We start from the raw sequence: 25,962 nt of genomic DNA, 5'->3' as shown, positions 1-25,962 counted from the left end.
GACAGCGAGGTCAGCGCCAGCCACCGGTCCCGTTCGGTGGAGCCGACCAGATCCCGCATCGCCAGCAGGAAGTTGACCAGCGCCCGGTGCGGGACCACCACACCCTTGGGGTTGCCGGTGGAGCCGGAGGTGTAGAGGACGTACGCGGTGTCGGACGGCGCGGGGCGCGGCAGGTCCACCGCTTCCAGGCCCTCCACACCGTCCAGCACCCGGTCCAGGTCCGCGTCCGTCAGGACGAGCGCGGCCCCGCAGTCCTGGACGACGTAGTCGATCCGCGCCTTCGGGTACTCGGGGTCCACGGGTACGTACGCCGCCCCCGACCACACCACCCCCAGCAGCGCGACCAGCATGTGCGCCCGCCGCGAGCTGAGCACCGCCACCCGCGCACCCGCCACCGCACCCCGACCCCGCAGCTCAGCACCCAACCGGGACGCGGCCGCGACCAGTTGCCGGTAGGTGAGGACGGTCGTGCCCGACACCACCGCCACCGCGTCCGGCGCCACCTCCGCCCGCTCACGCACCAGGTCCACCAGCGTCACCGGCGGCAGCTCCACCACCGGACCGTCCCACGACGCCAGCAGCTCCCGCTCCGCCACCGGCAGCAACTCCAGCTCACTGACCGGAAGTTCGGGGGCGGCCACGACAGACTCCAGCAGCTGCCGGTAACGCGCGCCCATGCGCTCCGCCGTCGTGCCGTCGAAGAGGTCGGCACTGTGGATCAGATACGCCAGCAGCGAGCCGTCCGGCTGCTCCCGCAGGTCGAGGGACAGGTCGCAGCGGGCCGGGTGCCAGCCCAGCGGGAAGGGCCCGGTGCTGAGTCCGGGCAGCGGATCGGCGACGTCCCCGTACGTGTGGAGCGCGAACATCGCCTGGAAGATCGGCGTACGGCTCAGGTCCCGATCGGTGCCGAGCGCACCGACGAGGCGCTCGAACGGCACGTCCGGGTGAGAGAGGGCCGACAGTACGCTGCGGCGGGTGGCCTTCAGCAGCTCGCCGAAGGCCGGATCCCCCGACAGGTCGCAGCGCAGCACCATCGTCGTCGACAAGTAGCCGATGACGCGCTCCAGTTCGGGGCGTCCACGCCCGGCGGCCGGGGTGCCGACGCAGAAGTCGGTCTGCCCGCTGTGCCGCGCGAGCAGCACCTCGTAGGCCGCGAGCAGCACCATGTACGGCGTGCAGTGCGCCCGGCGGGCCAGTTCGTGCACGGCGCGGACCAGTGGCGCCGGCAGCGGGATCTCGGTCTGGCCGCCCGCGGACGTGCGCTCGGCAGGGCGCGGCCGGTCCGTGGGCAGCTCCAGGTCCGGCGCCCCGGACAGCTGCTCGACCCACCACCCGAGGTCGCCGGGCGGTTCGTCCGCCGCGGCCAGTTCGCTGTACTGGAGCGGCGGGGGCGGCAGCGCCCGGCCCGCGCAGTGGGCGGCGACCTCCTCCTGGAGGACGTTCAAGGTCCAGCCGTCGCTGATGATGTGGTGCAGCGTCACGCACAGCACGTGATCGTCCTCGGCCAGCCGTACCACCGTGACGTGCAGCGGCGGCTCCGCCGTGAGGTCGAAGGGCCGGTTCGTCCGCGCGGCGACGATCCGCCGGGCCTCGTCGGCGGAGGCGGCGTCGATCCGCTCGGCGACGACCGGCGCCGGGTCCTCGACGACCGCTCGGGGCTCGCCGCCGACCTCGGTGAAGCGGGTGCGCAGCGCGTCGTGCCGGGCGACCACGGCGGTGAAGGCCGCCTCCAGCGCGGGGACGTCCAGCGTGCCGCGCACCCGGTAGGCGTACGCGAGGTTGTGCGAGGGGTCGTCCGGGTCGAAGGCGTTCAGGAACCACAGCCGCTGCTGGGCGTACGTAAGCGGTCCGGTCTTCACTCGTCTTGTCTCCGGGGGCACAGGGGGCGGGTACGGACGGCGGGCCGCACGACGGGGACGTCGGGCGGTGCGGGGCTGCGGCACCGCGAGGTGCGGCGGTGCGCTCCCGTGTGGGAACTCCGGGGTCGTGCGGCGGGACCTGCGTTGTGTGCGGGGGCTTACGGGGGCGTGCGGTACGGCGGTGACGTGGGACGGTACGGACTGCGGCCGGGGACGGCAGGACAAGCGGTCGGGAGCGGGCACGCGGCGCTGGGCGCCGGAGAGGCCGCCCCCGCTGCCTGCTCCGGCGCCGGTCCGCGCGCGGCGCCCCGCGTCCTCCACCTCCCGCGGCATCCCTCCGTGTCCGGCGCATCCCCGGGCGCGGCCGGAGGGCGCCGGGCGCCCCGGAGGCAGCCGGGCGTGGCTGCGCACCGGCAACCGGCAACCGGCAATCGGCGACCAGTGACCGGCGACCCGGGATGGGAGCGCTCCCGCGTTCGGCCGCTATATCAGCAGCCGCGCGTCCCGCCGGTCAAGAGCCGATCGCCGGACGGTTTCCGGCCAGCCCGTCCGTGCTGCCCACGGGCGCCCGTGCCCCGCCGCGTCCGGTCGCACCGATCGCACACCGCCTCACCTGCCCGTACGGCGCAGCGTTGACGGCCCGTCGGGCAAATGACAGACTGGCGCGCGTCCGACCCTATTGGTCTAGACCAATGATGAAATGCGGTGCCACGGGCACGCCGAGCCGCCGGCCGCCCCCACCGGCACATCCCCACCCGTACCGGGGGAGCCGTCATGTCCTGGGAGCGCTCCCGGGGGCATACCGGCACCTGCCCCACCGCCCGGTCCGGTCCGAACAGGAAGGCGGCAGCAGCCCATGACGGCCGAAGCGGTAGTGCCCGGACTCCGGCCCCGCCACCGCACGATCGACGTCCGCGCCACCCCCGCCCCAGGTCCCGCGGAAGGCCCCCTGACCTGGGCCCAGCAGCACATGCTCGTGCTCTTCGAGGAGCTGCGCCCGCAGACCGACCCGCTCAACCTGCGCTTCGCCGCCAAGCTGCGGCCCGGCCTCAGCGAGGACGAGGTGCTCGACGCGCTCGCCGACCTCGTCCGCACCTACGACACCCTGCGCACGCGGTACACCGTCACGCCGGACGGCCCGCGCCAGCAGGTGTCCGCAACCGTCCGGCTGACCGTCGCCGTCCACGACGGTACCGCCGAGACGGGCGAGACCCTCGCCACGCAGGTGCTCGCCGAGGCCGCCGCCCGCCCCTTCGACATCGCCGCGGAGTGGCCGGTCCGCGCCGCGATCGTCGCCGTCGACGGGGCTCCGCGCCACCTGCTGCTCGCGCTGTGCCACCTGGCCGTGGACCACGAGGGCGCCGAGTGGATCCGGCACCATCTGCGGGCCCTGCTCCCGGCGCGGCCCACGCGCACCCCGGCGCCCGCGACCCCCTACCGGATGCTCGGCGAGGCCGAGCGGGAGCGCTCGCCCGCGGGTGCGCGCAGCGGCGCGCGGGCGGTCGCGCACCACGAGCGCACCTTCGCCGTGATGCCGCAGACCATGCTGCCGCGGGCCCCGGCCGAGCCGGAGCCGCCCCGCTACCGCTACCTCGAATTCCACTCGCCCGCTCTCGCGCTGGCGCTGCCCGCGCTCGCCGCGCGGCACAACTCCAGCCCGGCCACCGTGCTGTTCGCGGGCCTGGCGGCGGTCTCCGGCTTCGTCGCCGGGCTGCCGCGGGCCTTCCTCCAGCTGACCGTCGGCAACCGCACCCGGGCCCGGCTGCACGGCGCGGTCGGGATGTTCACCCAGGACGTCCCGGTCGCCGTGGACCTCGCGGACGCCACCGTCGCGGACGTCATCGCCCGCGCGACCCCCGCCGTCTTCCAGGCCGCCCGCTTCGGCGCCTACCCGCCCGCCGACCTCACGGCCGCGCGCCGCGCCGCCGAACTGCGGCGCGGCCTCGCCTTCGACCTGTCGTGCTGGCTCAACTTCCGCACCTCCGCCGAGCACACCGCCCCCGCGACCGCCCGCCCCACCGCCGCCGAGCTGGCGGCGGCCGCGGCCCGGACCCGCTGGCGCCGGCTCGACGGCACCGACAACAGCACCAGCACCTACTTCGTCTTCGCCGACAGCAGGCCGCGCAGGGTCACGCTCACCACCATCCTCGACACGTCCCTGCTGCCCGACGCCGAGGCCGTCGCGTGGCTGCGCGCGGTGGAGGGCGTGCTGTGCGCCTCGCTCACCGGCGACGTCCCGGTGACCGCGATCGGCGCGCGCACCGGGCTCGCCCCCGACCCGCGCGGCGCCGACTGGCACCTGTCCGGCGCGGGGTGGGCCCACCTCCCGTCCGTCACCGACCTGGTCCGCCGGACCTCCGGAGCGGAACACGCGGCGGTCTTCGCCGAGCCGTCCGCCGAAGGGCCCCGCCTCGTCGCCTACCTGCACGGCGCCCGCACCGCCCCCGACCCCGCCGCCCTGCACGCGGCCTGTACGGCGGCCCTGCCCGGCCTGCGCACCGTGGTCGCGCCGGACGCGTACGTGGTGTGCGCGACCCCGCCGCCCCGCTCGCCCGACCTCACCGCCTGGCGGCAGGCGCCCGTCCTGGCCCGCGGCACCGGCCGCCCTCCCGCCCCTCCACGACCGGCCTGACGTCCCCGGCGGGCACACCGGGCGCACCCGGCGCAGGAGCGGATGCCGTGCCCCCCGGGCACCCGCGGGGTCGGCCGAGCGGGTCGGGTGTCCGCGGCGGTCCGGCATGGCGCGGGCCCCGCGGTGCGCGGCGCCGGGATGCTGGCCCCGACCAGGCAGGAGGCGCCGTGACCGATCCCCGCACCCCGCGAGCCCGGCCCGGCGGCCCCACCGGGCCGGGGACCGCCGTACCCGGCCAGTCGGGCGTGATCGGCATCGCCCTGGCCGCGGTGCTCACGGCCGCCCTCGCGCAGGGTTCGTGGCAGTGGTTCGCGACCTATGTCGGCGTCACCCTGCTCGCGGTGGTCTTCTCCTTCTACCGGCGCCCGCCCTGGACGCCCGGCCTGCGTTCGGTGTACGCGCGGACGCTCGCCGCCTACTGCCTGGTGGTGGGCCTGTGCGTGTCGATCGCCCTGGCACCGGCGCTGCAACGCTGGTCGTGGCTCTTCCCGATGCCCGGCACCCGGGACGACTGCCCCGAGCTGGGCGCGTACGAGCGCCTGCGCACGACCGCGGCGCTGGGGAATCTCGCCGGGCGCGATCCCGTCGCCCTCGCCCACGCGCGGACCGCGCAGGGCAACGAGGCCGTGGCCGACTGCCTGTCACGCACGACGACGCTGTGGCTGCCGGTGTGGGCGGTCGGGGTCGCGGTGGCCGTCGCCGCGATCGCCTGGACCGTGGACCGCGCCCGGACCCGCCGGGCGACCGCCGCGCACGGGACCACGGACGCCTGACCGTCAGACCGCGGCGGACGGCCCGGCGTCCCCGGACCGCGCCGAGTGCCCGGCCAGCCGCCGCAGCGCCTCCTCGGCGGCGGTGCCGGGCGGCGCGCTGTAGACCACCACGCTCAGTCCCGAGTCGTCCGGCAGGCTCATCGTCTCCTGGTCCAGTTCCAGCTCGCCGACCAGCGGATGCCGCAGCCGCTTGGTGCTGTCGCGGAAGACGTGCACGTCGTGCGACCCCCACAGCACCCGGAAGGCGTCGGAGCGGGTGGACAGCTCACCGATGAGGTGCGACAGCTCCCGGTCGTACGGATTCCGCCCGGCCTCCACGCGCAGCGCGCCCACCGCGAAGCGCGCCATGCGCTCCCACTCGGGGTAGAACTCCCGCGCCGCCGGGCTCAGGAAGGCGAACCGCGCGACGTTCGCGCCGCAGACCGGGTCGGCGTACAGCTGCGTGTACAGGGCGCGGCCGAGCGCGTTGGCGGCCAGTACGTCCAGCCGGTTGTTCATGACGTACGCCGGCAGCCCCGGCATGCCCTCGACGATCCGCGCCACGCTCGCCCGTACCGCGGGCCGCGCCCCGCCCTGCCGCACCCGGGCCGCCGGTCCGGCAGCGCGCGCGAGGTCGTACAGGTACATCCGCTCGGTGCCGTCAAGCCGCAGGGCCCGCGCGAGCGCGTCCAGCACGCCGTCGGACACGCCGTGCAGATTGCCGCGCTCCAGCCGCGTGTAGTACTCGACGCTCACCCCCGCGAGCGCCGCGACCTCGCCCCTGCGCAGCCCGGCCACCCGCCGCCGCCCGTACACCGGCAGCCCCGCCTGCTCGGGGGTGACCTTGTCCCGCCGCGACCGAAGGAAGGCGCTGACGGCGTCCCGGTTGTCCATGCCCCCAGCGTAGGCAGCCCGCCCGCCGCGAGGGGGTCCCTGCCATTACCCCTCACGGCGCGGACTCCCTCGGCGCGCCCGTACGGCGTTGCATGGTGAACGCCCCGGACGGCCGGGGCCGCAGCGAAAGGACACCACCATGAACGACGACATCCTCCGGACCGAGACCGAGACCGAGACCGCGGACCCCGCCGACGTCGTACGCGGCCTCTACGACGCCCTCGGCAAGGGCGACGTGCCCGGCGTCCTCGCCAGGCTCCACCCTGACGTGGTCGTCGACGAGCCCGCCCCGCTCCCGTACGGCGGCGTGCACCGCGGCCGCGAGGCCTTCCTCGGGGACGTGCTGGGCGTGATGACGGCCCACGCCGGGATCGCCCTCACCACGGCCGAGGTCTTCACGGGCCCCACCGGCGTCGTCGGGCGGCTCACGGGCACGCTCACCGCCCACGGCACCGGGGAGGTCTTCCCGCTGACCATGGTCGAGGTCCACCGGGTCGAGGCCGGCAGCGTCCGGCGGATCGACGTGTACGTCCAGGACCCGGGCGCGCTCGCCGCCTTCACCGCACGCGCCGGGGCGGCCGCCGCCGGGACGGGGACGAGCTGACGGGCGCGGCGCGGAATGCCGGCGGCGAGTGCGGTGTTCGTACCGGAATGAGCGATTCGCACGAGAACGCGGCATCCGGCGTCGACACCGCCGCCGTGCGCGAGCGGCTGGCCGAGGCGCGGGAGTCCGCCGCCGCCCAGATCGCGGCGCTCGGCCGGGACATCGACGCGATCGTGGCCGCGAACGCCCTCACGGCGGTCGACGACGAGCACGACCCCGAGGGGTCGAGCACCGCCTTCGAGCGCGCCCACACCGCCGCCCTGCAGGACCAGGCCCGGCAGCGGCTGGCCGCGCTGGACGACGCGCTGGAGCGGCTCGGCGAGGGCGCCTACGGCCGCTGCGAGGGCTGCGGCCGGCCGATCCCGCCCGAACGCCTCGCCATCCTCCCCGCCGCCGCCTTCTGCACGCGCTGCGCGCAGGCCCGCGGCCGCTGACCCTCTCCCGCCCGCCGCCGGGCCCGCGCGCCGCCCGCGCGCGGACCCCTTTTCCGGCACCCGCCCCGCGTCCGTCCCCCGGCCCGTAGGATCCGCGCCATGGGCGATCTCGGACGGGGCCTCGCGCTGCTCGTGCGCGGGCAGCGCTGGATGCTGCGGAACGGGCGGGACTGGCGCTTCGGGATGCTCCCCGCCCTGCTCACCTTCGCCGGATACGCCGCCGCGCTCGCCGCGCTCGTGATCTGGTCCGACGACCTCGCGGGCTGGGCGACCCCCTTCGCCGACGACTGGACGTCCCCCTGGCGCGGCCTGTTCCGTGACCTGCTCACCGCCGTCCTGATCGGCGGCGGGCTGCTGCTCGCCGTCGTCACCTTCACCGCCGTCACGCTGCTGGTCGGCCAGCCCTTCTACGAGGCCCTCGCCGGGCGGGTCGACGACGCCGAGGGCGGCGCCCCCGACCCGCCCGAGCGCCCGCTGCTGCACGAGCTGTGGACCGGCCTGCGCGACAGCGTGCGCGTGCTGCTGCGCGTCGCCGCGTTCGCGGTGGTCCTCTTCGCCCTCGGCTTCGTGCCGGTCGCCGGGCAGACCGTGGTCCCGGCGGCCGGCTTCTGCGTGTCCGGCTTCTTCCTCGCGGTGGAGACCGCGGCCGTGCCGATGCGCCGCCGCGGGGTCGATCTGCGCGGCCAACTGCGCCTGATGCGCGGCCGCCTGCTGCTCGTCCTCGGCTTCGGGGTGCCGCTGGTGCTGGCCTTCCTCGTGCCCTTCGCAGCGGTCGTGCTGATGCCCGGCGCGGTGGCGGGCGCGACGCTGCTCACCCGCGAGCTGCTGCCCGCGCCCGCCCCCGCCGACCAGGCCTGACCCGTACGCCCACGGCCCCCGGGCCCCGCGGGGGCGCTTAGGGATACCCCTACGCGTACGCCCAGTGCCTGCCGTGCGCGCCCGGCGGTTCCGCACACTCATGCGTCGGCGCAGGTCCGGCCACGGGATCCGTGGCCGGACCGTCCGCGCCGGCTGTCTCCTCGCCGCCCCGCACCCCAGGGGCGTGTCCCCCCATGCATGAGGTGAAAGGAACCCCCGTCCCATGCGCATACGAAGAATCGCGAGGCTCTCCACCGCCGCGCTCGCCTGCGTGTCCGCCGCGGCGATCGGCCTGCCCGCGGTCGCGGCCGCCGCCCCGGCGCCGCACGCGAAACCGCTGTCGGCCGGTCACGGGGCCTTCACCGCGGCCCCGTTCACCACCGATCCGTCCGCCGCGGTCCGTAGCCGTGTCACCGGACTGGCGCTGAAGGCGCTCACCGACCACGCGTCCGCCGCGCACCGGGCCGTCGGTGACGCCTTCACGGTGCGGAACGTGGTCGTCGACGGCGACGGCTCCGCGGACGTCCGGTTCGACCGCACGTACAAAGGCCTGCCCGCCTACGGCGGCGACGTCATCGTGCACCTGGCGAAGGACGGGACGTACCGGTCGCTCGCCACCGGCGCGCGGACCACCGGCGCGGTCTCCACGACGCCCCGGCTCGCCGCCTCGCGCGCCGCCACGCTGTCCCGGGGCGCCTTCCACGGGCGCGTCGACGCCGTCTCCGTGCCGCACCTGGCCGTGCGGATGGACGGCAGCGACGCCGCCCTGGTCTGGGAGACCGTGGTCAGCGGGGTGCGGGCCGACCAGACCCCGAGCCGGCTGCACATCCTCGTGGACGCGGCCTCCGGCGCCGTGGTCCGGACGAGCGACGAGGTCGACACCTTCGCCGCCCCGGGCCAGGCCCTGGGTGCGGCGCCCGCCGCCGCCACTGCGCCGGCGGCCGCGGGCCCGAGCGTCGCCGTCAACGGCCGGTCGATTTACAGCGGCCAGGTCTCCATCGACGTCACCCAGTCCGGCGGCGGCTACGCGATGCAGGACCCCTCGCACGGCAACGGCTACACCACCAACCTCAACCACGCCACCAGCGGCACCGGCAGCGTCTTCACCAGCTCGTCGGGCACCTTCGGCAACGGCAGCACCAGCGACCCCGCCTCCGCCGGTGTGGACGCCCACTACGGCGCCGCCGAGACGTTCGACTACTACAAGAACGTGCAGGGCCGCAACGGCATCTTCGGCAACGGCCAGGGCGTCCCCTCCCTCACCCACTACGGCAACTCCTACGTCAACGCCTTCTGGGACGGCAGCGAGATGACGTACGGCGACGGCCAGGGCAACGCCCGCCCGCTGGTCGAACTGGACGTCGCAGGCCACGAGATGAGCCACGGCGTCAGCGGCGCCCTCACCGGCTGGGACGAGACCGGCGAGACCGGCGGCCTCAACGAAGGCACCAGCGACATTTTCGGCACCATGGTCGAGTTCTACGCGAACAACCCCGTGGACACCCCCGACTACACCATGGGCGAGCTCATCAAGATCAGCGGCAACGGGCAGCCGCTGCGCTGGATGTACCAGCCCTCCCTCGACGGCAGCTCGCCCGACTGCTACACCACGTCGAACGGCGGCCTCGACCCGCACTACTCCATGGGCCCGCTCAACCACTGGTTCTTCCTCGCGGCGGTCGGCAGCGGCAACCACGGCTACGGCAACAGCCCCACCTGCGACGGCTCCACGGTCACCGGCATCGGCAACGACAAGGCCGCCAAGATCTGGTACAAGGCCCTCGCGTCCTACGCCAACAGCTCGGAGAACTACCACCAGGCCCGCATCGACTCGCTGAAGGCGGCCGCCGACCTCTACGGCGCCCACTGCACCGAGTACAACACCGTCGCCGCGGCCTGGGCGGCGGTCAGCGTCACCGGCACCGACCCGGTGCCCGGCACGTGCGGCGGCCAGCCCGGCTCGCCCACGGTCACCAGCCCCGGCAACCAGACCGGCACCGTCGGCACCGCCGTCTCGCTCCAGATCCACGCCACCGACCCGGCGGGCTCCGCGCTGACCTACAGGGCCACCGGCCTGCCCGCCGGACTGTCGGTCAACTCCACCAGCGGCCTGATCTCGGGCACCCCGACCACCGCGGTGACCGCGTCCGTGACCGTCACGGCGACCAACACCTCCGGCGCCGCCGGTTCGGCCACCTTCACCTGGACCATAAGCGGCGGCGGCACCCCGCCCACCGGCTGCGGCAACCTCCCGGCCTGGGGCGCCACCACCGCCTACGTACCGGGTGACCAGGTCTCCTACAACGGCCACAAGTGGCTGTCCCAGTGGTATTCCACCGGGGCCGAGCCCGGTGCGCCCGGCTCCTGGGCGGTCTGGCAGGACCAGGGCGCCTGCTGACCGCCGGGAGCGGCACCGGCCGCCGCTCCCGCCCGCGGACGCACCGCGGGTGAGAGCGGCGGGCCGCCGGTGACCCGCGCAGCGGCCCGGGACACCGGCGGCACGGCCGGGCCGGCGCACTCCCCACCGCCGGCCCCGGCCGCCGTCCCCCGCGAGGTTGACCCGCGCGGGCGGCCGCCCTACATTCACGCGGCAAAGGGCTAGACCAATTCCGATCCGCGTCGGGCGCGTGCACGACACGTGTCCGGAGGGGGCTTGCGATGACGGAGCTGGCGGTTTCGCCGGGGGCCGGGGCGGCTGCGGGGCCGGACGCCCCGCCGGTGAACGGACCGGGACGCGGGCCGGGCCGTACGTCGGGCCGTACGCCGGGACGCGGGCCCGGGGGAGTGCCGACCGCCCCGACACCCCGTCACCGCCCGCCCGCCGGGCGCGAGACGCTCGTCGGAACGATCCTTGCCCACCTCGACGACGGAGACGGCGTGCTGCTCACGGGACCGGCCGGTATCGGCCGGAGCACCCTGCTCGCCCGGGTCGCCGACGCGCGGGCCGCCGACGGCCACCGGGTGCTGCGCTGCTCGCCCTCGCCCGCCGACCGGCGCAGCCCCTGTCTGGGCCTGATCGACCTGCTGTCCGGTGTCGGCGACGACGTGCTGGCCCGGCTGGAGGCACGCGAACGGGCCCTGCTCGAAGGCGCGCTGCTGCGCGCGCCGCTGCCGCCGGGCGCGGACCTGCGCGGCGGACGGGACCGGCTGGTGCTGCGGTTCGCCACCGGCAAGGTTCTCGCTCTGCTGCGGCAGACCGGTCCGCTGCTGCTGGCGGTGGACGACGCACAGTGGCTGGACGAGCCGACCGCCGACGTCCTGGCCTTCGTCGCGGGGCGCCGCACGGGACCGGGCCACGAGGTCGTGGTGGCGCGGCGCGACACCGACCCGGGCGGCGAGGGCCCCGGCACCGACGGCCCGGACGCCGAAACGCTGTGCCCCCGGCCGGTCCGCGGCGTGGCGGTACCGCCGCTGACCGTCCAGGAGACCGCCGACCTGCTCGACGCCCACGACCAGCCCGTCTGGCCGCGCCCGCTCGTGACGCGGCTGCACGCCGCCGGCCGCGGGATCCCGGGGACGGTGCTGGCCCTCAGCCGCGCCCTCGCCGAGCAGGTCCAGGGCGCGGGCGGGGAGTTACCCGACGCGTCCGACCCGCTGCCCGTGCCCGCCGCCCTGCGCCCGCCGATCAGGGCCCGCCTGGACGCGCTGCCGCAGCAGGCCCGGCGGATGCTGCTGACCGCGGCCCTCGCGGCGAGCCCCACCGCCGCCCTGCTGGTCCGGGCGGGCTGCGCGGACGCCTCCGCGGACATCGACCTGTGCGTGCGGCGCGGCCTGCTGGAACCCGGCGCGCAGGACGCGCTGCGTTTCGCCGACCCGCTGGTCGCCGTCGTGCTGCGCGCCGACGCCGGGTACGCGCTGCGGGCGGACGTGCACCGGGCGCTGGCCGGGGCCGCCGACGACCCGGTCGAACGCGCCCACCACCTGGCCGTGCTGACGGTCGGCCCGGACGCCGAGGTCGCCGCCCGGCTCGCGGAGGCGGCCGGCGCCGCCAGACGGCGGGGCGCGCCGGGCACCGCCGCGCGGCTGGGCCGGCTCGCCGCCGAACGCACCCCCGCCGGTGAGGGCGGGGTGGACGCCGACCGCCGTCTGACGGCCGCGGAGGACGCGGTCTCGGCGGGGGACTTCGCCTTCGCCCGGCGGCTGGCCCGCGAGGTGCTGGGCGACGCGCGGGACCCCGCGGTGCGGGTGCGGGCCTGGAACGTCGTCGTCGACTCCTGCGGGCAGGCCCTGGCCGAGGTCGCCGACGTGCTGCCCGAGGCGGTGCGCGACGCGGACGGCGACCCGGGGCTGCTGGCCCAGCTGCACTACCGGATGAGCTGGCGCGAATGGATGGTGGGCGGCTCCGCCGCGCGGGCCCACGGCCACGCGGTACGGGCCGCGGGGCTGGCCGCGCGGGCGGGGGACCGGCGGACCGAGCTGATGGCGCTCACCCAGCAGGCGGCCCTGGAGCTGTTTCTCGGCATGCCAGCCGCCGAGACGACACTGGGCGCGGCGCTCGCCGCCCCGTACGAGGGCCGGGTGATGGCCGATCACAACGGGCCGGTCTACCTCAAGCACCGCTTCCACGTGGTGCACGGCCGGCTCGACGAGGCGCGCGCCGAACTGCGCGCCCTGGTGTTCACCCAGCGGCAGCGCGGCTCGGCCGAGAGCCTGAGCCAGTGCCTGGGCGCCCTCGCCCAGGTCGAGATCGACCGCGGCCGCTGCCGCCAGGCGCTGGGCGTGGCCCGGCAGAGTCTGCGCGTCGCCGAGCAGGCCGGGCTGAGCCTGGGGCCCGCGTGGTACGCGGTGGCGCTCGCGGAGACGGCGGGCGGCAGCGCGGGCCAGGCGCTCGCCGCCGCCGAGGCGGCCCGGCGGCACAGCGAGGACGACGCCGACCGGCTCTTCCTGCCGCGCGCCCTGCACGCCGAGGGCCGCATCCGGCTGCTGGGCGGCGAGTACGAGGCGGCCGCGGGGCTCCTGCGGCGCACCGGCGAACTGGAGACCGCGCAGGGCCAGCGCGACCCGGCGACCCGCCGGTGGCACGGTGACCTCGCCGAGGCACTCGCCGGGTGCGGCGCGCTGGACGAGGCGGACCGGGTCCTGTCCTGGGCGCGCCCGCAGGCCGAGCGGCTGGGCAGGGGATGCGTGGTGGCGGTGCTGGACCGGGCCGCCGCGGTGGTGGCGGCGGCCCGTGGCGACCTCCGCCCGGCCGCGGCCCTGCTGGAGGACGCCGCGCGGCGGCTGCGCTCGGCGGGCTATCCGCTGGAGGAGGCCCGTACCGCGCTGGCGCTCGGCCGGGTCCGCCGCGGCCTCGGCGACGAGTCCGCCGCTCGGGCCGCCTTCGCCGACAGCCTGCGCGTCTTCACCCGGGCCGGGGCCCGGGGCTGGGTGGCGGCGGCCCGCGCCGAACGCGACCGGTCGCGTGCCGCCGCGGAGCCGGGGGAGGACTGCGCCTGGTCCGAGCAGCTGACCTCCACCGAGCGCTGCGTCGTCGCCCGGGTCGCGCAGGGCGCGACCAACCGGGAGATCGCGGCGAACCTGGTGGTGAGCGTCAAGACGGTCGAGGCCGCGCTCACCCGCGCGTACCGCAAGCTCGGCGCCCGGTCGCGGGTGGAGGTCACGCGCATCGTGATGGCCGGCCGGGCGGGCTAGCGGCGGATGGGCGGCACCCCGGGCGAACCGCTGGAGGTGCACACGCTGGAGGTCGCCGGCCCCGGGGTGCTGCCCTTCGCGATCGGCACCTCGCCTCGATCGGCCCGCTGGCCACCGCCGCCTTCCCGCACCGCCACAGCTTCTCCGAGATCGGCCTCGTCACCGGCGGGCGCGGCGCGCACGTCGTCGGCCTGACACCCCACGACCTCGCCCCGCCGTTCTTGTACACGCTCGCCCCCGGCCAGGTCCACCACTGGCGGGACGCCGAGGGCCTGACGGGCCGGGTGCTGCTGTTCACCGAGGACTTCCTCCTCCCGCATCCCGGTGACGCCGCCGTCGTCCGCGCCCTGAGCGCCCGTCCGCTGCGGCCCGCCCCGACGAGGACACCGCGCTGCGCACGGCCGGGTGAGCCTCCTGTCGTCCTGTCTGCGCATCCTGCTGCTGCGGCTGGCCCGGCTGTCCGGCCCGCCGTCCTCCCCGGCCGGGCCCGGCACCGGCCGCAGCGCCGAACTGGCAGACCGCTTCCGCGCCCTGACGGCCCGGCCCGGCGGCCGCGCCCGCTCGGTGGCGGAGTACGCCCGCGAGCTCGGCGTGCCGCCGGGTCATCTGCACACCGCGATCAAACGCAGCACGGGCCTGTCGCCCGGCCGGCTGATCCGCGACCGCCGGATCCTGGAGGCCGAGCGCCTCATCGCCGCCACCGGCCTGACGATCACCCAGGTGTCCGTGTCCGTCGGCTTCGCCGATCCCGCCTACTTCTGCCGCGGGACGGGCCTGTCCCCGGGCGAGTTCCGCCGCACCGTCTCGCCGCGCCCGGACGGCGGTGCGTGAGGACGGCTCCCCGGCGACCGTGCGTACGCGCGGCGCTTCGGGGCGCGGCCACCGCTCCGGGTCAGACCGGCCGCCCGGTAAGGGGCGCCGGGCAGGCCGCCGGGCCCAGGCGGCTGACCCGCCGTCAGTCGTGGTCGTACACGGTGACGGCCACGCCCGCCGCGGCGAGCCGCTCGGTGACCAGGGGCTCCACCCGCGTCCACGTACCGCCCGCGAGCCCGCAGCCTATGCGGGGCATGTGCACGGAGGCCCCGCGTTCCTTCGCCCGCTCCGCGAGGATGCCGAGGGCGGCGTCGATCGCCTCGTAGCGCACGGGCACCCCCTTGCTGCCGGTGCGCGTACCGCGCTGGCCGACCATGTTGGCCACCCACACCAGGCGTTCGACCTGGACGATCTGCACGGCCCCCAGCCCGAAGTCGTTGCGCGCCCGCTCCCGGTGCCATCTGCGGTAGGCCGCCTCGGGCTCGGACCAGCGCCTGGAGACCGCGAGGACGAAGCCCTTGCCCCAGCCCCCGAGGTCGTTGCAGACGTGCGCGATCACCTTCGGGCCCTTCCCCAGTGGTGTCGTCGCGTCCCCGCGTACGTAGACGATTCCCCCAGTCATGCCCGGAACGGTACCGGCGGCCACTGACAACGGGCCTCCGGTTTCCCCGCCGCTGCCGGGGAGCCGGTCACTCAGCGGTACTGAGGTTAGGCTAACCTAACTTCGTGAACGTTGAACGAGACGCTCCCGGCGGGCCGCCCGCCGGGAGCCCCGGCCTGGCCGCCTCCGGCATGACCGTGGCGTACGACGGCGTGGACGTCGTCCACGACGCCGCCCTCACGCTCGGGACCGCACAGGTGACCGCCCTGGTGGGCCCCAACGGCAGCGGGAAGTCGACACTCCTGCGCACGCTCGCCCGCCTCCAGCCCGCCCGCTCCGGCGCGCTGGCCCTCCGCGGTCCGGCGGCCCCGGCGGGCCCGCCCGTGGACGGCTTCGACCTGACCGCGCGCCAGTTCGCCCGGCGGGTGGCCCTCATGACGCAGGGCAGGCCGACGCCCAGCGGGCTCACCGTCCGTGACGTCGTCGCGTTCGGCCGCTACCCGCACCGCGGACGCTGGGGCCGCCCGGATCCCGGCGGCACCGCCGCGGTGGACCGCGCCCTCGCCCTCACCGGCGTGGAGCCGTTCGCCGGGCGCGGTGTCGAGCACCTGTCGGGCGGCCAGCTCCAGCGGGTCTGGCTGGCCGGCTGCCTCGCCCAGGACACCGGCGTCCTCCTCCTCGACGAGCCGACCACCTACCTCGACCTGCGCTACCAGGTCGAGTTGCTCGACCTGGTCCGCGACCTCGCCGACCACCACGGCATCGCCGTCGGCGTCGTCCTGCACGACCTCGACCAGGCCGCCGCCGTCGCCGACCGCATCGTCCTGCTCCACCGGGGCCGGATCGTCCGCGACGGCACGCCCGAGGACGTCCTCACCCCCCGGCGCCTCTCGGACGTCTACGGCATCCGCGTCGACGTCGACACCGACCCCTCCACCGGACGCCTGCGCACCCGCGCGGTCGGCCGCCACCACGCACGCACCGAAGGGCTCCACCGCACGCCATGAAGCACCCCCGCGCCACCACGACCCTCGCCGCCGCCCTCGCCGCGGCCGCCCTGGCCCTCACCGGCTGCGGCACCACCCACCCCGCCAAGGACTCCGCGCCCGCGCAGGACCGCCCCTCCGCCAGCGCCTCCGCGGGCCCGGTCACCCTCACCGACGCGACGGGCACGAAGGTGACCCTGGACCGGCCCGCGCGCACGGTGGTCGCCACCGAGTGGAACGTCGTCGAGGACCTCGTCGCGCTCGGCGTCGCCCCCGTCGGCGTCGCGGACGTGAAGGGCTACCGCGCCTGGGACACCGCCGCCCCGCTGACCGGCACCCCCAAGGACATCGGGATGCGCGGCGAGCCGAGCACGGACACCGTCGCGGCGCTGGCCCCCGACCTCGTCGTGGCCACCACCGACCTGCCCGCGTCCGCGGTGACGCAGCTGCGCAAGGTCGCTCCCGTCCTCGTCGTGCGGTCCGCCGACGCCTCCGACCAGATCGGTCTGATGACGCGTGACCTCGACCTGATCGCCCGCGCCACCGGGCGCACTCGGCAGGCGGACGCCGTCGAGTCCGCGTTCGACGCCAAGCTCGCCGCGGGCGGCGCCGCCCTCAAGGCCGCGGGCAGGTCCGGCGCCTCGTACGCGTTCGCGGACGGGTACGTGGTCTCCCACCAGGTCTCGATACGCGCCTACACCGGCAGATCCCTCGTCGGCGCCGTCAACGAGCGGCTCGGCCTGAAGAACGCGTGGACGCTCGCGGGCGACAAGGACTACGGCCTGGCCACCACCGACGTCGAGGGGGTCACCGGGCTCGGCGACACGCAGTTCGCCTACATCGCCAACGACACCGACGGCGAGGACCCGTTCGCCGACAGCCTCGCCGGGAACGCGGTGTGGACGTCCCAGGCCTTCGTGAAGTCCGGCCACGTCCACCGGCTGCCCGACGGCATCTGGATGTTCGGCGGTCCGCTGTCGATGGGCGCGTACGCCGACGCGGTCGTCGCGGCCCTGACGAAGTGACGCGATGACCCGCACCGAACCGGCCCCCGCCGTCGCGCGGTCGCGCACGGCCGGGGCCGCCCCGGCGGCGGCCGCAGTCGCCGCCCTGGTGGTCCTGGTCGCCGTCCTCGCCGCCGTCGACATCACCCAGGGCACCTCCGGCGTCGGCGCCGGAGGCATCTGGCGGGCCCTGACCGGGCACGCCCACCAGGGCGAGGAGTCCGTGCTCCTCGCCTCCCGGCTGCCGCGCGCCGCAGCCGGCCTGCTGGTCGGCGTAGCCCTCGGCGCGGCGGGCGCGGCCGTGCAGGCCGTCAGCCGCAACGTCCTGGCCGCACCGGACACCCTCGCGGTCAACGCCGGGACGTACCTGGCGCTCGGAGTGCTCACCGTCACCGGGGCCTCGGTCCCGCTGCTCGCCTCCTCCGGGGTGGCGTTCGCCGGAGCCCTCGCCGCCGCGGCCGTGGTGCTGGGGCTCTCGGGGCTCGGCACGGGGACGGTCCGGCTGGTGCTGGCCGGCAGCGCCCTGGCCCTCGGGATGGGCTCCGTCACCGACGCGCTGCTCCTGCTCTTCCCGGAGCGGACCGACGGCCTCTACCAGTGGAGCCAGGGCAGCATCGCCCAGAACGGCTTCGACGGCGTGCTGCAGATGCTGCCCGTCGCCGCGGTGGGCCTGGCCGGACTGCTGCTCATCGGCGGCCGCATCGACGCGCTGGCGCTCGGCGACGACGCCGCCCGCGGGCTCGGCGTCCCGGTCAGGGGCACCCGGGCGGCGGCCGTGACACTCGCGGCCCTGCTGGCGAGCGCGGCCGTCACCCTCGCCGGCCCGATCGGCTTCGCGGGCCTGTGCGCCCCCGCGCTCGTCCGCCCCCTGGCCCGCCGCTTCCGGGGTCTGCGACGTGCCCGGCTGGGCGTCCCGGTCGCCGGCCTGGCCGGTGCTGCCCTCGTCCTCGGCTCCGACGTGGCGCTGCGCCTGGTGGTGGACCCGCAGACCGCGGCGGCCGTCCCCACCGGGTTCGTGACGAGCGCGGTGGGCGCGGTGTGCCTCGTCGTCATGGCGCTGCGCGCGCGGGAGCCGGGCGCACCGGCCGCGCCGGACCGGCTGCCCATCCCGAGCCGGGCGGCGTTCGTGACCGTGACGGCCGTCCTCACCGTGCTGCTGGCCGGCACCGTCCTCGCGGCGGTCCTGCTGGGCGACACCACGCTCCTGCTCGGCGACGTCCTCAACTACGCGCGGGGCCGCGGCGACCGTGTCGTCACCTTCGTCCTCGACACCCGTCTGCCGAGGGTCCTCGCCGCGCTCCTGGCCGGTGCGGCCCTCGCCCTGGCCGGCACCCTCGTGCAGGCCGTGACCCGCAACCCGCTGGCCGACCCGGGCATCCTCGGCGTCTCCGGCGGGGCCGGTCTCGGGGCCGTCGCGCTGGTCACGACCGTTCCGGCGGCCGGGCCGTGGAGTGTGGCGGGCGCGGCCCTCGCCGGGGCCGCCCTCGCCGCCGCGCTGGTCTTCGGGCTGGCGGCGCGCGGCGGATTCGGGAACAACCGGCTGGTCCTGGTCGGCGTCGGCGTGTCGGCGGCGACCACGGCGGTCATCAGCCTGCTCATCGTCCTGACCGACCCCTTCAACGCCACGAAGGCCCTGACCTGGCTGTCGGGTTCCACCTACGGCCGCACCCTGCCCGACACCCTTCCGGTCGCAGCCGCCCTCGCCGTCGGCCTGGCCGTGGCGTTCGCCCGCCGCCGCGATCTGGACCTCGTCGGGCTGGACGACGACACCCCGCGCCTGCTCGGCATCCGCCTCGCCCGCGTCCGCCTGGTCCTGCTGGCCACGGGCGTCCTGCTCGCGGCCACCGCCGTCGCCGCCGCGGGCACGATCGGCTTCGTCGGCCTGGTCGCCCCGCACGCCGCCCGCGCGCTGGCCGGCCGCCGCCACGTCCGGGTCGTCCCGGTCGCGGTGCTGCTGGGCGCGACGCTGGTCTGCGCCGCCGACGCGACCGGCCGCACGGTGATCGCCCCGGCGCAGCTCGGCGCGGGCCTGATGACGGCGGTGATCGGCGCCCCGTACTTCCTCCACCTCCTGGTCCGCACCAGGAGGTGACCGGGCGGTGCGGGTAGGTCAGGCGGCCGTCTCGATGGTGACCTTGAGGTGTTTCATGATCGGCTGGTCGCTCTGGGTGCTGACGTCGCTGATCGCGCACAGCACGTTCATCTCGGGCATGTAGCCGGCCGCGCAGCCCCGCGGCATCTCGTAGGGAACGGCGAGGTAGCCGCTGAGGGACCGGGTGCTGCCGTCCCGGGCGGTGCTGGTGATGTCGACGGGGGAGAACTCCCCGATGCCGCGCTCGCGCATGTCGTCCTCGTTCATGAACACCAGCGTGCGCAGGTTCTTGACGCCGCGGTAGCGGTCGTCGTCGGAGTAGACGGTGGTGTTCCACTGGTCGTGCGAGCGCATGGTGCCCAGCGCCAGGGTGCCGGGGGCGGGGACGACGTCGGGCAGCGGCGCCGCGGAGATCTCGGCCTTCCCCGACGGGGTGAGGAAGACCAGCTCCCGGGCGGGCTGCTTGATGCGGAAGCCCAGCGGCAGGCGCACACGGCGGTTGAAGTCCTCGAAGCCGTCGAGGACCCGCGCCATGGTGTCGCGGACGCGGTCGTAGTCCTCTACGTACCACTCCCAGGGGGTGGCGCTGTCCGGCAGCGCGGCGCGGGCCAGCCCGGCGACGATCGCCGGTTCGGACAGCAGGTGCGGCGAGGCGGGGTGCTTCATGCCGACCGACAGGTGGACCATGCTCATCGAGTCCTCGACGGAGGTCCCCTGGAGCCCGCCGCGCTGGAGGTCCTTCTCCGTACGCCCCAGGCACGGCAGGATGAGCGCCTGGCGGCCGTGCACCAGGTGGCTGCGGTTCAGCTTCGTGCTCACGTGCACGGTCAGGTCGCACGAGCGCAGCGCCGCGAAGGTGTACGCGGTGTCGGGCGCGGCCAGCGCGAAGTTGCCGCCCATGCCGACGAAGACCTTCACGTCCCCGCGGTGCATCGCCTTCAGCGTGCCGACGGTGTCCAGCCCGTGCTCACGGGGCGGGTCGATCCCGCACACCTCGGCGAGGCGGTCGAGGAAGCCCGCGGCGGGCCGGTGGTCGATGCCGCAGGTGCGGTTGCCCTGCACGTTGCTGTGCCCGCGTACGGGGGAGGGCCCCGCGCCCTCGCGCCCGAGGTTGCCGCGCAGCAGGAGCAGGTTGACGATCTCGCGGACGGTGTCCACGCCGTGCTCGTGCTGGGAGACGCCCAGGCACCAGCTGACGATGCTGCGGTCGGCCTCGCAGTACACGCGCGCGGCCGCGAGGATGTCGTCGCGTCCGACCCCGGACTGACGCGTGATCTCCTCCCACGACGTGCTCTCGCACAGCGCCCGGTACTCCTCGAAACCGGTGGTGTGACGGTCGACGAACTCCCGGTCGAGCGCCTTGGGGTCCGTCCTGGCCCACTCCAGGACCGCCTTGGCCATGCCCCGCAGGAACGCCATGTCGCCGCCGATCCGCGGCTGCACGTTCAGCGTGCTGGTCCGGGTGGACTTGGCCAGGGCCATGTCGACGAAGTCGTGCGGGACGATCGTGCGCGTGGCGGCGGCCTCGACCAGCGGGTTGACGTGCACGATCTGCGCGCCGCGCTCGTAGGCCTTGGCCAGCGCGGTGAGCATGCGCGGCGCGTTGGAGGCGGCGTTGACCCCCATCACGAACAGCGCGTCCGCGGTCTCCCAGTCGGCGAGGTCCGCGGTGCCCTTGCCCGTGCCCAGCGCCGCCTGCAACGCCCGGCCGGACGCCTCGTGGCACATGTTGGAGCAGTCGGGCAGGTTGTTGGTGCCCAGCTCGCGCGCCATCAGCTGGTAGAGGAAGGTCGCCTCGTTGCCCAGCCGCCCCGAGGTGTAGTACGCGGCCCCGTGCGGGCTGTCCAGCGCGCGCACCGCGCGGCCGAACACCTCGAAGGCGTCCTTCCAGCCGATGGGCACGTAGTGGTCCGAGGCGGGGTCGTACACCATCGGCTCGGTCAGCCGCCCCTGGTCCTCCAGCGCGAAGTCGGTCCACCCGGACAGCTCCGTCACCGAATGGGCGGCGAAGAAGTCCCGCCCGACGCGCTTGCGCGTCATCTCCCAGGTGACGTGCTTGATCCCGTTCTCGCAGATGTCGAGCTTCAGGCCCTTGGTGTCGTCGGGCCAGGCGCAGCCGGGACAGTCGAAGCCGCCGTTCTCGTGGTTCATCCGCAGCACGGCCCGCGGCCCGTCCACCGGTTCGCGGGCCCGCAGCAGGACGCGCCCGACACTCCTGGCCGCGCCCCAGCCGGCCGCCGGATGGCGGTACGGACGGAATTCCGGGTCCTGCCCGGGGGCCGGACCGGCGCCGGGGTCCGGCGGGTCCTGGCCGTCGTGGGTGGCGCTCATGGCTCTCAACCCCGTTCGCACAGTGGTCGCACGCAGCGGCACGGCGGGCCCTTCCCCGACGGTAGACCGGCCCTCCGGCGCACGCCACCCGGCCGTGGGCCGCCAGGGCGGCGCGGCCGGGGGCCGCCGCGGACCGGTGACGACTTGCGGTGGTTCGCCGGTATTGCTGCCATGGATGCAGCAGCCGGAACAGACGAGGGGCGACATCCGTGGCCGATCCGCAGTCCGTCCTCGCGCCGCCGGCCAAGGCCGCGGTGTTCCTCGTGTGCACCGTCGCGCCCGGCGGCGAGGACACCGTCCGCGAGCTGCTCCCGGATGTCGCCGGGCTGCGCAGGTCGGTGGGCTTCCGCTACCCGGACGCCGAGCTCACGTGCGTGGTCGGCATCGGGTCGCTCGCGTGGGACCGCCTCTTCAGCGGACCGCGCCCCCGCGACCTGCACCCGTTCGTACCGCTCGCGGGCCCCCGCCACGCCGCGCCCGCCACCCCCGGCGACCTGCTGTTCCACGTACGCGCCCGCCACATGGACGTGTGCTTCGAGCTGGCCCGGCTGATCGGCGAGCGGCTGCACGGAGCGGCGGCCGTCGTCGACGAGGTGCACGGCTTCAAGTCCTTCGACGAGCGCGACCTGCTCGGCTTCGTCGACGGGACGGAGAATCCGGAGGGCGGCCTCGCGGCCGACTCGGTGTACGTCCGCGACGAGGACCCGGACTTCGCGGGCGGCAGCTACGTGATCGTGCAGAAGTACCTGCACGACCTGCCCGCCTGGAGCGCCCTGCCCACCGAGGAGCAGGAGCGCGTCATCGGCCGCACCAAGCTGGACAACGTCGAACTGCCCGACGACGTCAAACCGCCCGACTCCCACGTCGCCCGCAACACGGTCACCGGCGCGGACGGCACCGAGCAGAAGATCGTGCGGGACAACATGCCCTTCGGCCGCGTCGGAGACGGCGAGTTCGGCACCTACTTCATCGGCTACGCGCGCACCCCCGACGTCACCGAGCACATGCTGCGCAACATGTTCCTCGGCGACCCCTCCGGCGCCCGCGACCTCCACGACCGCATCCTCGACTTCTCCCGGGCGGTCACCGGCACCCTCTTCCACGTGCCGACCGAGGACTTCCTCGACGACCCGCCGCCCCCTCCCGCAACGGCCCCCGCGGCCGGGAACTCCCTGGGCATCGGGAGCCTCAAAGGAGTGTGATCACATGACCTCGTCCGCCGGCACGACCAACCTGCACCGCGAACTCGCCCCGGTCACACCCGCCGCGTGGTCGCAGATCGAGGAGGAGGCGGGCCGCACCTTCCGCCGCAACCTCGGCGGCCGCCGCGTCGTGGACGTGACCGGACCCGACGGCCCCGCCCTGTCCGCCGTCGGCACCGGCCACCTCACCGCCGTCGACGCCCCCGCCCGGGGCGTCGGGGCACGCCTGCGCCAGGCCCAGCCCCTCGTCGAGCTGCGCGTCCCCTTCACCGTCACCCGCGACGCGGTCGACGACGTCACGCGCGGCGCCCAGGACTCCGACTGGCAGCCGGTCAAGGACGCCGCACGCGCCATGGCACTGGCCGAGGACGGCGCGGTCTTCGGCGGATACGCCGCCGCGGGCATCGAGGGACTGCGCCGCGGCACCTCCCACCCCGCCGTCACCCTCCCGGCCGACCCGCGCGCCTACCCCGACGCCGTGAGCCAGGCCCTGACGACGCTGCGCCTGGCCGGAGTCGAGGGCCCCTACGCGCTGGTCCTGGGCGCCGGGCCCTACACCGCGGTGAGCGAGACCTCCGACCACGGCTTCCCCCTCGTCGAGCACCTCGGCCGCCTGCTGGACGAACCGCCCGTGTGGGCGCCCGCGATCGACGGCGGCTTCCTGCTCTCCACCCGCGGCGGCGACTTCGAACTGCGCCTGGGCGAGGACCTCGCGATCGGCTACGCGGGCCACGACGCCCACGAGATCGAGCTGTACTTCCGCCAGACCCTCACCTTCCTCGTCCACACCGCCGAGGCCGTGGTGCCCCTCGCCGCGCAGCCGCAGGACGTCAGCGGGTGACGATCCCGGCGACGAGGTTGATGGCGGTGGCGAGGATGCCCGTCCCGAAGACGTACGACAGCAGGCAGTGCCGCAGCGCCGTCGCGCGGATGACCGAACTGGACACGTCGGTGTCGGACACCTGGTAAGTCATCCCGAGGTTGTAGCTGAAGTAGAAGAAGTCCCGGTACGCGGCCGGCTGGTCGGAGTTGAAGTCGATCCCCCGCGCCTGCGTCGTCCAGTAGAGGTACGCGTAGCGCGTGGCGTACATCAGGTGCAGCGCCGCCCAGGCCATGAGCACGCCGATCAGCGTGGTGGCGGCATGGGCGGTGTCGGACGGCCCGATCAGCAGCACCGCGATCCCGGCGAGCCCGCACAGGGCGGCCGCGACGACGGCCAGCTCCTCCGTCAACGGCCGGAAGTCCTCCCGCCGGGCGTAGCGCCGGGTGGTGTCCGCGTCCATCGGCCACAGCTCGATCCACCCCGACAGCACGAAGGCCGTCTCCATCGCCGCGATCCCGCCCAGAGCGCCCAGCGCCCCGTCCACCGCCACGGCGACGACGACCCCGACCAGGGCCCCGACGACGACGGCCCCCGCGAGCCGGGGCACCGCGGACAGGGGGAACCAGGCGATCATGACCCTCAACGTAGCCGCCCCGCCGGTACCCGGCCTGCGGACACCGCCATTGGGATCTCGCACGGCTGCCGCCGCCCCGGGCCGCCGTGCGGAGCTGCGCTCCGGCGCCCGCGCCGCGCCGCGCACCTGATGTGCGATCAATAAGCGATCCGGTGTGCGATCCGCGATAGGGTGACGCGCGGAGGTGAGCGCTGTGTCCACCGGGAACGAACTGTTCAGCGCGGTCGACGCGCTGCTGGAACAGGTCCCGTCCGACGACCTGCCACCGCCCGCGGAGCGCAGGCGGCTGCGGGAGGCCGCCGGGCTGAGCCAGACCCAGGTCGCCACCGCGCTCGGCACGCGCCGTGAGGCCGTGGGGAACTGGGAGGGCGGGAGGACCGAGCCGCGGGCCCCGCAGCGCGCGGCCTACGCGCGCCTGCTGGAGGGCCTCGCCGCGCGCTTCCCCGCCCCGGAGCTGCCGCCCCCGGCGGCTCCTGCGGCTGCGGTGGCGCCTCCGGCTCCGGTGGCTCCTGAAGCGCCACCGCCGGTGGTGCCGGAGCCGTCCCCCGGCCCGGCCGCAGCCGCGCGCCGCCCAGGCGTGCGACGGGCCCCGGCCCCTGCCCCCGACGCGCCCGTGGCCGATCCGCGGTTCGCGCACGGCCCGCTCGGCGTACTGGACGGCGACGGCTCCCTGTACTGCACGGGCGGCCTGGTGCTGGACTGCCCGGCGGACACGGTGCCGGAACTGGTGGAGTGGACGCTCGCCGAGGCGGGGCTCGGGGCGGCCCGGCTGCACCGTTCGGGCAAGGACTCCGACCCGCTGGTCGCGCTGACGGCCGGGGCGGCGCGGCGGCTGGGTCTGCCGCTGGAGCTGGAGGACCGGCGTTCCCTGCGGCTGCCCGAGGGCCACCCGGTGGTCAAGCAGATCACGAAGGCGAAGTGGCAGCTGACGAAGCGCGGGTTCGGGCCGTGGGCGCGCGTCTACCGCCCGGCGCAGGGCGACCGGCGGCAGTGCGTGCAACTGGCGGTGCTGCCCTGGGGCGCCCTGGACTCCCGTGCCTGGGGTGACGCGGACCGGCTGCCGGCCCCGGACCTCGCCCGCGTCCTGTCGGCGTACGCGGCCCGGGTGCTCACCCCGCGCGGCAGTACGGCCGTCGCGGGCCTGGAACTGATGACGGCGCTGCGGCCGCCGACCCGCGCGGTACGTGACGAGGCGTCGGGCACCTGGGTGTCCGGGCCGGTGCCGGGGTCACTGACCACACCGGTGGACCCGGCCCCGCCGGAGGCCCCGGACGAGCACCCCGTCGTGCACGGGCTCATCCCGCGCGGCCACCAGCGCACGCCGGAACAGGTCCTCGACGAGGAGGCGTTCGACTGGATCCGCGATCCGCAGCTGCTCACCGACGCCGAGTGCGCGCGCCCGTTCGCGGTGGGGATCGACGTGAACACCGCGTTCCTCGCGGCCGCGAACCGGCTGGTCGTGGGTCTCGGCGCCCCCGAGCACGTGCGCGGCCCGCGGTTCGACAAGACCGTGCCCGGCTGCTGGCTGGTGGACCTGTCCGGTATCGGCCTCGACTCCCGGCTCCCGTCGCCCTTCACACCGCACGGCGAACGCCCCACAGGACCCGCGTGGTACGCCACCCCGACCGTCGCCTACGCGGCCGAGCTGATCGAGGCGTACCGGCTGCCGGTGCAGCTCCGCCCGGTTGAGGCGTACCTACGGCCCGAGAGCGGCCCCTACCTGGACCCCTGGTACAAGCACCTCGCGGACGCCTACAAGCAGACGATGGCCGACCTCGGCGTCACCGCCGGTCTGTCCCCGGCCGACTTCCT

Annotated in this window: 19 protein-coding genes and 1 pseudogene; 15 read left to right on the top strand and 5 right to left on the bottom strand. The window is 75.7% G+C overall.

Going from position 1 to position 25,962, the window contains the following annotated elements:
• The coding region (locus tag ACWERV_RS34305) for a condensation domain-containing protein (RefSeq protein WP_452940582.1) at positions 1-1,859 on the bottom strand (1,859 nt) is incomplete at its 3' end.
• Positions 1,860-2,715: 856 nt separating this feature from the next.
• On the opposite strand from ACWERV_RS34305, the gene ACWERV_RS34300 reads away from it, so the two are divergent.
• Both ACWERV_RS34300 and ACWERV_RS34295 read left to right on the top strand, forming a co-directional pair.
• Positions 2,716-4,491 carry a condensation domain-containing protein gene (locus ACWERV_RS34300; RefSeq protein ID WP_452940580.1) on the top strand — a complete coding sequence of 592 codons (1,776 nt, stop codon included), beginning with the start codon at positions 2,716-2,718 and terminating at the stop codon, positions 4,489-4,491.
• 167 nt (positions 4,492-4,658) lie between these two features.
• Positions 4,659-5,264, top strand: coding sequence for a hypothetical protein (locus ACWERV_RS34295; RefSeq protein ID WP_452940578.1), 606 nt, complete (start codon positions 4,659-4,661; stop codon positions 5,262-5,264).
• Between the two features lie 3 nt (positions 5,265-5,267).
• Here ACWERV_RS34295 and ACWERV_RS34290 read toward each other — a convergent pair whose 3' ends face one another.
• The gene (locus tag ACWERV_RS34290) at positions 5,268-6,137 is read right to left on the bottom strand and encodes a helix-turn-helix transcriptional regulator (RefSeq protein ID WP_452940576.1); all 870 of its coding nucleotides are present in this window, start codon (positions 6,135-6,137) and stop codon (positions 5,268-5,270) included.
• Between the two features lie 139 nt (positions 6,138-6,276).
• On the opposite strand from ACWERV_RS34290, the gene ACWERV_RS34285 reads away from it, so the two are divergent.
• The 7 genes and pseudogenes from ACWERV_RS34285 (at position 6,277) to ACWERV_RS34255 (ending at position 14,495) form a co-directional block, all read left to right on the top strand.
• Positions 6,277-6,741 carry a nuclear transport factor 2 family protein gene (locus ACWERV_RS34285; protein WP_452940574.1) on the top strand — a complete coding sequence of 155 codons (465 nt, stop codon included), beginning with the start codon at positions 6,277-6,279 and terminating at the stop codon, positions 6,739-6,741.
• 47 nt (positions 6,742-6,788) lie between these two features.
• Positions 6,789-7,175, top strand: a complete 387-nt coding sequence (locus tag ACWERV_RS34280) for a TraR/DksA family transcriptional regulator (protein ID WP_452940572.1) — start codon at positions 6,789-6,791, stop codon at positions 7,173-7,175.
• A gap of 99 nt (positions 7,176-7,274) precedes the next feature.
• A complete protein-coding gene (locus ACWERV_RS34275) occupies positions 7,275-8,033 on the top strand; it encodes an EI24 domain-containing protein (protein ID WP_452940570.1) in 759 nt (252 codons plus the stop codon).
• 223 nt (positions 8,034-8,256) lie between these two features.
• On the top strand, positions 8,257-10,431 hold the full coding sequence (locus ACWERV_RS34270) for a M4 family metallopeptidase (RefSeq protein ID WP_452940568.1): 2,175 nt from the start codon (positions 8,257-8,259) through the stop codon (positions 10,429-10,431).
• A 320-nt stretch (positions 10,432-10,751) separates the two neighbouring features.
• Positions 10,752-13,664 carry an AAA family ATPase gene (locus ACWERV_RS34265; protein ID WP_452940586.1) on the top strand — a complete coding sequence of 971 codons (2,913 nt, stop codon included), beginning with the start codon at positions 10,752-10,754 and terminating at the stop codon, positions 13,662-13,664.
• Between the two features lie 98 nt (positions 13,665-13,762).
• Positions 13,763-13,918 (top strand): annotated as a pseudogene (locus ACWERV_RS34260) (AraC family ligand binding domain-containing protein); the annotation flags it as partial.
• Positions 13,919-14,069: 151 nt separating this feature from the next.
• Positions 14,070-14,495, top strand: a complete 426-nt coding sequence (locus ACWERV_RS34255) for a helix-turn-helix domain-containing protein (protein WP_452940566.1) — start codon at positions 14,070-14,072, stop codon at positions 14,493-14,495.
• A gap of 124 nt (positions 14,496-14,619) precedes the next feature.
• Here ACWERV_RS34255 and ACWERV_RS34250 read toward each other — a convergent pair whose 3' ends face one another.
• Positions 14,620-15,099, bottom strand: coding sequence for a macro domain-containing protein (locus tag ACWERV_RS34250; protein ID WP_452940564.1), 480 nt, complete (start codon positions 15,097-15,099; stop codon positions 14,620-14,622).
• Positions 15,100-15,269: 170 nt separating this feature from the next.
• Between ACWERV_RS34250 and ACWERV_RS34245 the strand changes: the two genes are divergently transcribed.
• Genes ACWERV_RS34245 through ACWERV_RS34235 form a run of 3 tightly spaced genes read left to right on the top strand, consistent with a single transcriptional unit; the run spans position 15,270 to position 19,160 of the window.
• Complete coding sequence (locus ACWERV_RS34245; protein WP_452940584.1) at positions 15,270-16,085, top strand: ABC transporter ATP-binding protein; 816 nt, start codon at positions 15,270-15,272, stop codon at positions 16,083-16,085.
• Complete coding sequence (locus ACWERV_RS34240; RefSeq protein ID WP_452940562.1) at positions 16,082-17,089, top strand: ABC transporter substrate-binding protein; 1,008 nt, start codon at positions 16,082-16,084, stop codon at positions 17,087-17,089. Before ACWERV_RS34245 ends, ACWERV_RS34240 begins: the two co-directional genes overlap by 4 nt.
• Positions 17,090-17,093: 4 nt before the next feature.
• Positions 17,094-19,160 carry an iron ABC transporter permease gene (locus tag ACWERV_RS34235; protein ID WP_452940560.1) on the top strand — a complete coding sequence of 689 codons (2,067 nt, stop codon included), beginning with the start codon at positions 17,094-17,096 and terminating at the stop codon, positions 19,158-19,160.
• Positions 19,161-19,178: 18 nt separating this feature from the next.
• Here ACWERV_RS34235 and ACWERV_RS34230 read toward each other — a convergent pair whose 3' ends face one another.
• A complete protein-coding gene (locus ACWERV_RS34230) occupies positions 19,179-21,491 on the bottom strand; it encodes an FdhF/YdeP family oxidoreductase (RefSeq protein ID WP_452940558.1) in 2,313 nt (770 codons plus the stop codon).
• Between the two features lie 209 nt (positions 21,492-21,700).
• Here ACWERV_RS34230 and ACWERV_RS34225 point away from each other — a divergent pair, with 209 nt between their 5' ends.
• Both ACWERV_RS34225 and ACWERV_RS34220 read left to right on the top strand, forming a co-directional pair.
• Entirely contained in the window at positions 21,701-22,693 is a 993-nt protein-coding gene (locus ACWERV_RS34225) for a Dyp-type peroxidase (RefSeq protein WP_452940556.1), read from the top strand.
• 4 nt (positions 22,694-22,697) lie between these two features.
• Positions 22,698-23,534: a family 1 encapsulin nanocompartment shell protein gene (locus tag ACWERV_RS34220; RefSeq protein ID WP_452940554.1), complete on the top strand. Its 837-nt coding sequence runs from the start codon at positions 22,698-22,700 to the stop codon at positions 23,532-23,534.
• On the opposite strand, the gene ACWERV_RS34215 is transcribed toward ACWERV_RS34220, so the two are convergent.
• The gene (locus tag ACWERV_RS34215) at positions 23,524-24,150 is read right to left on the bottom strand and encodes a DUF1345 domain-containing protein (protein WP_452940552.1); all 627 of its coding nucleotides are present in this window, start codon (positions 24,148-24,150) and stop codon (positions 23,524-23,526) included. The genes ACWERV_RS34220 and ACWERV_RS34215 overlap by 11 nt on opposite strands.
• A 193-nt stretch (positions 24,151-24,343) precedes the next feature.
• Here ACWERV_RS34215 and tap point away from each other — a divergent pair.
• Positions 24,344-25,962, top strand: a 1,619-nt coding sequence (gene tap, locus ACWERV_RS34210; RefSeq protein ID WP_452940550.1) for a telomere-associated protein Tap, incomplete at its 3' end; no start/stop codon positions are given.

The organism is Streptomyces sp. NPDC004031 (assembly GCF_053604375.1).
This window is presented reverse-complemented; position numbering and strand designations above follow the sequence as displayed.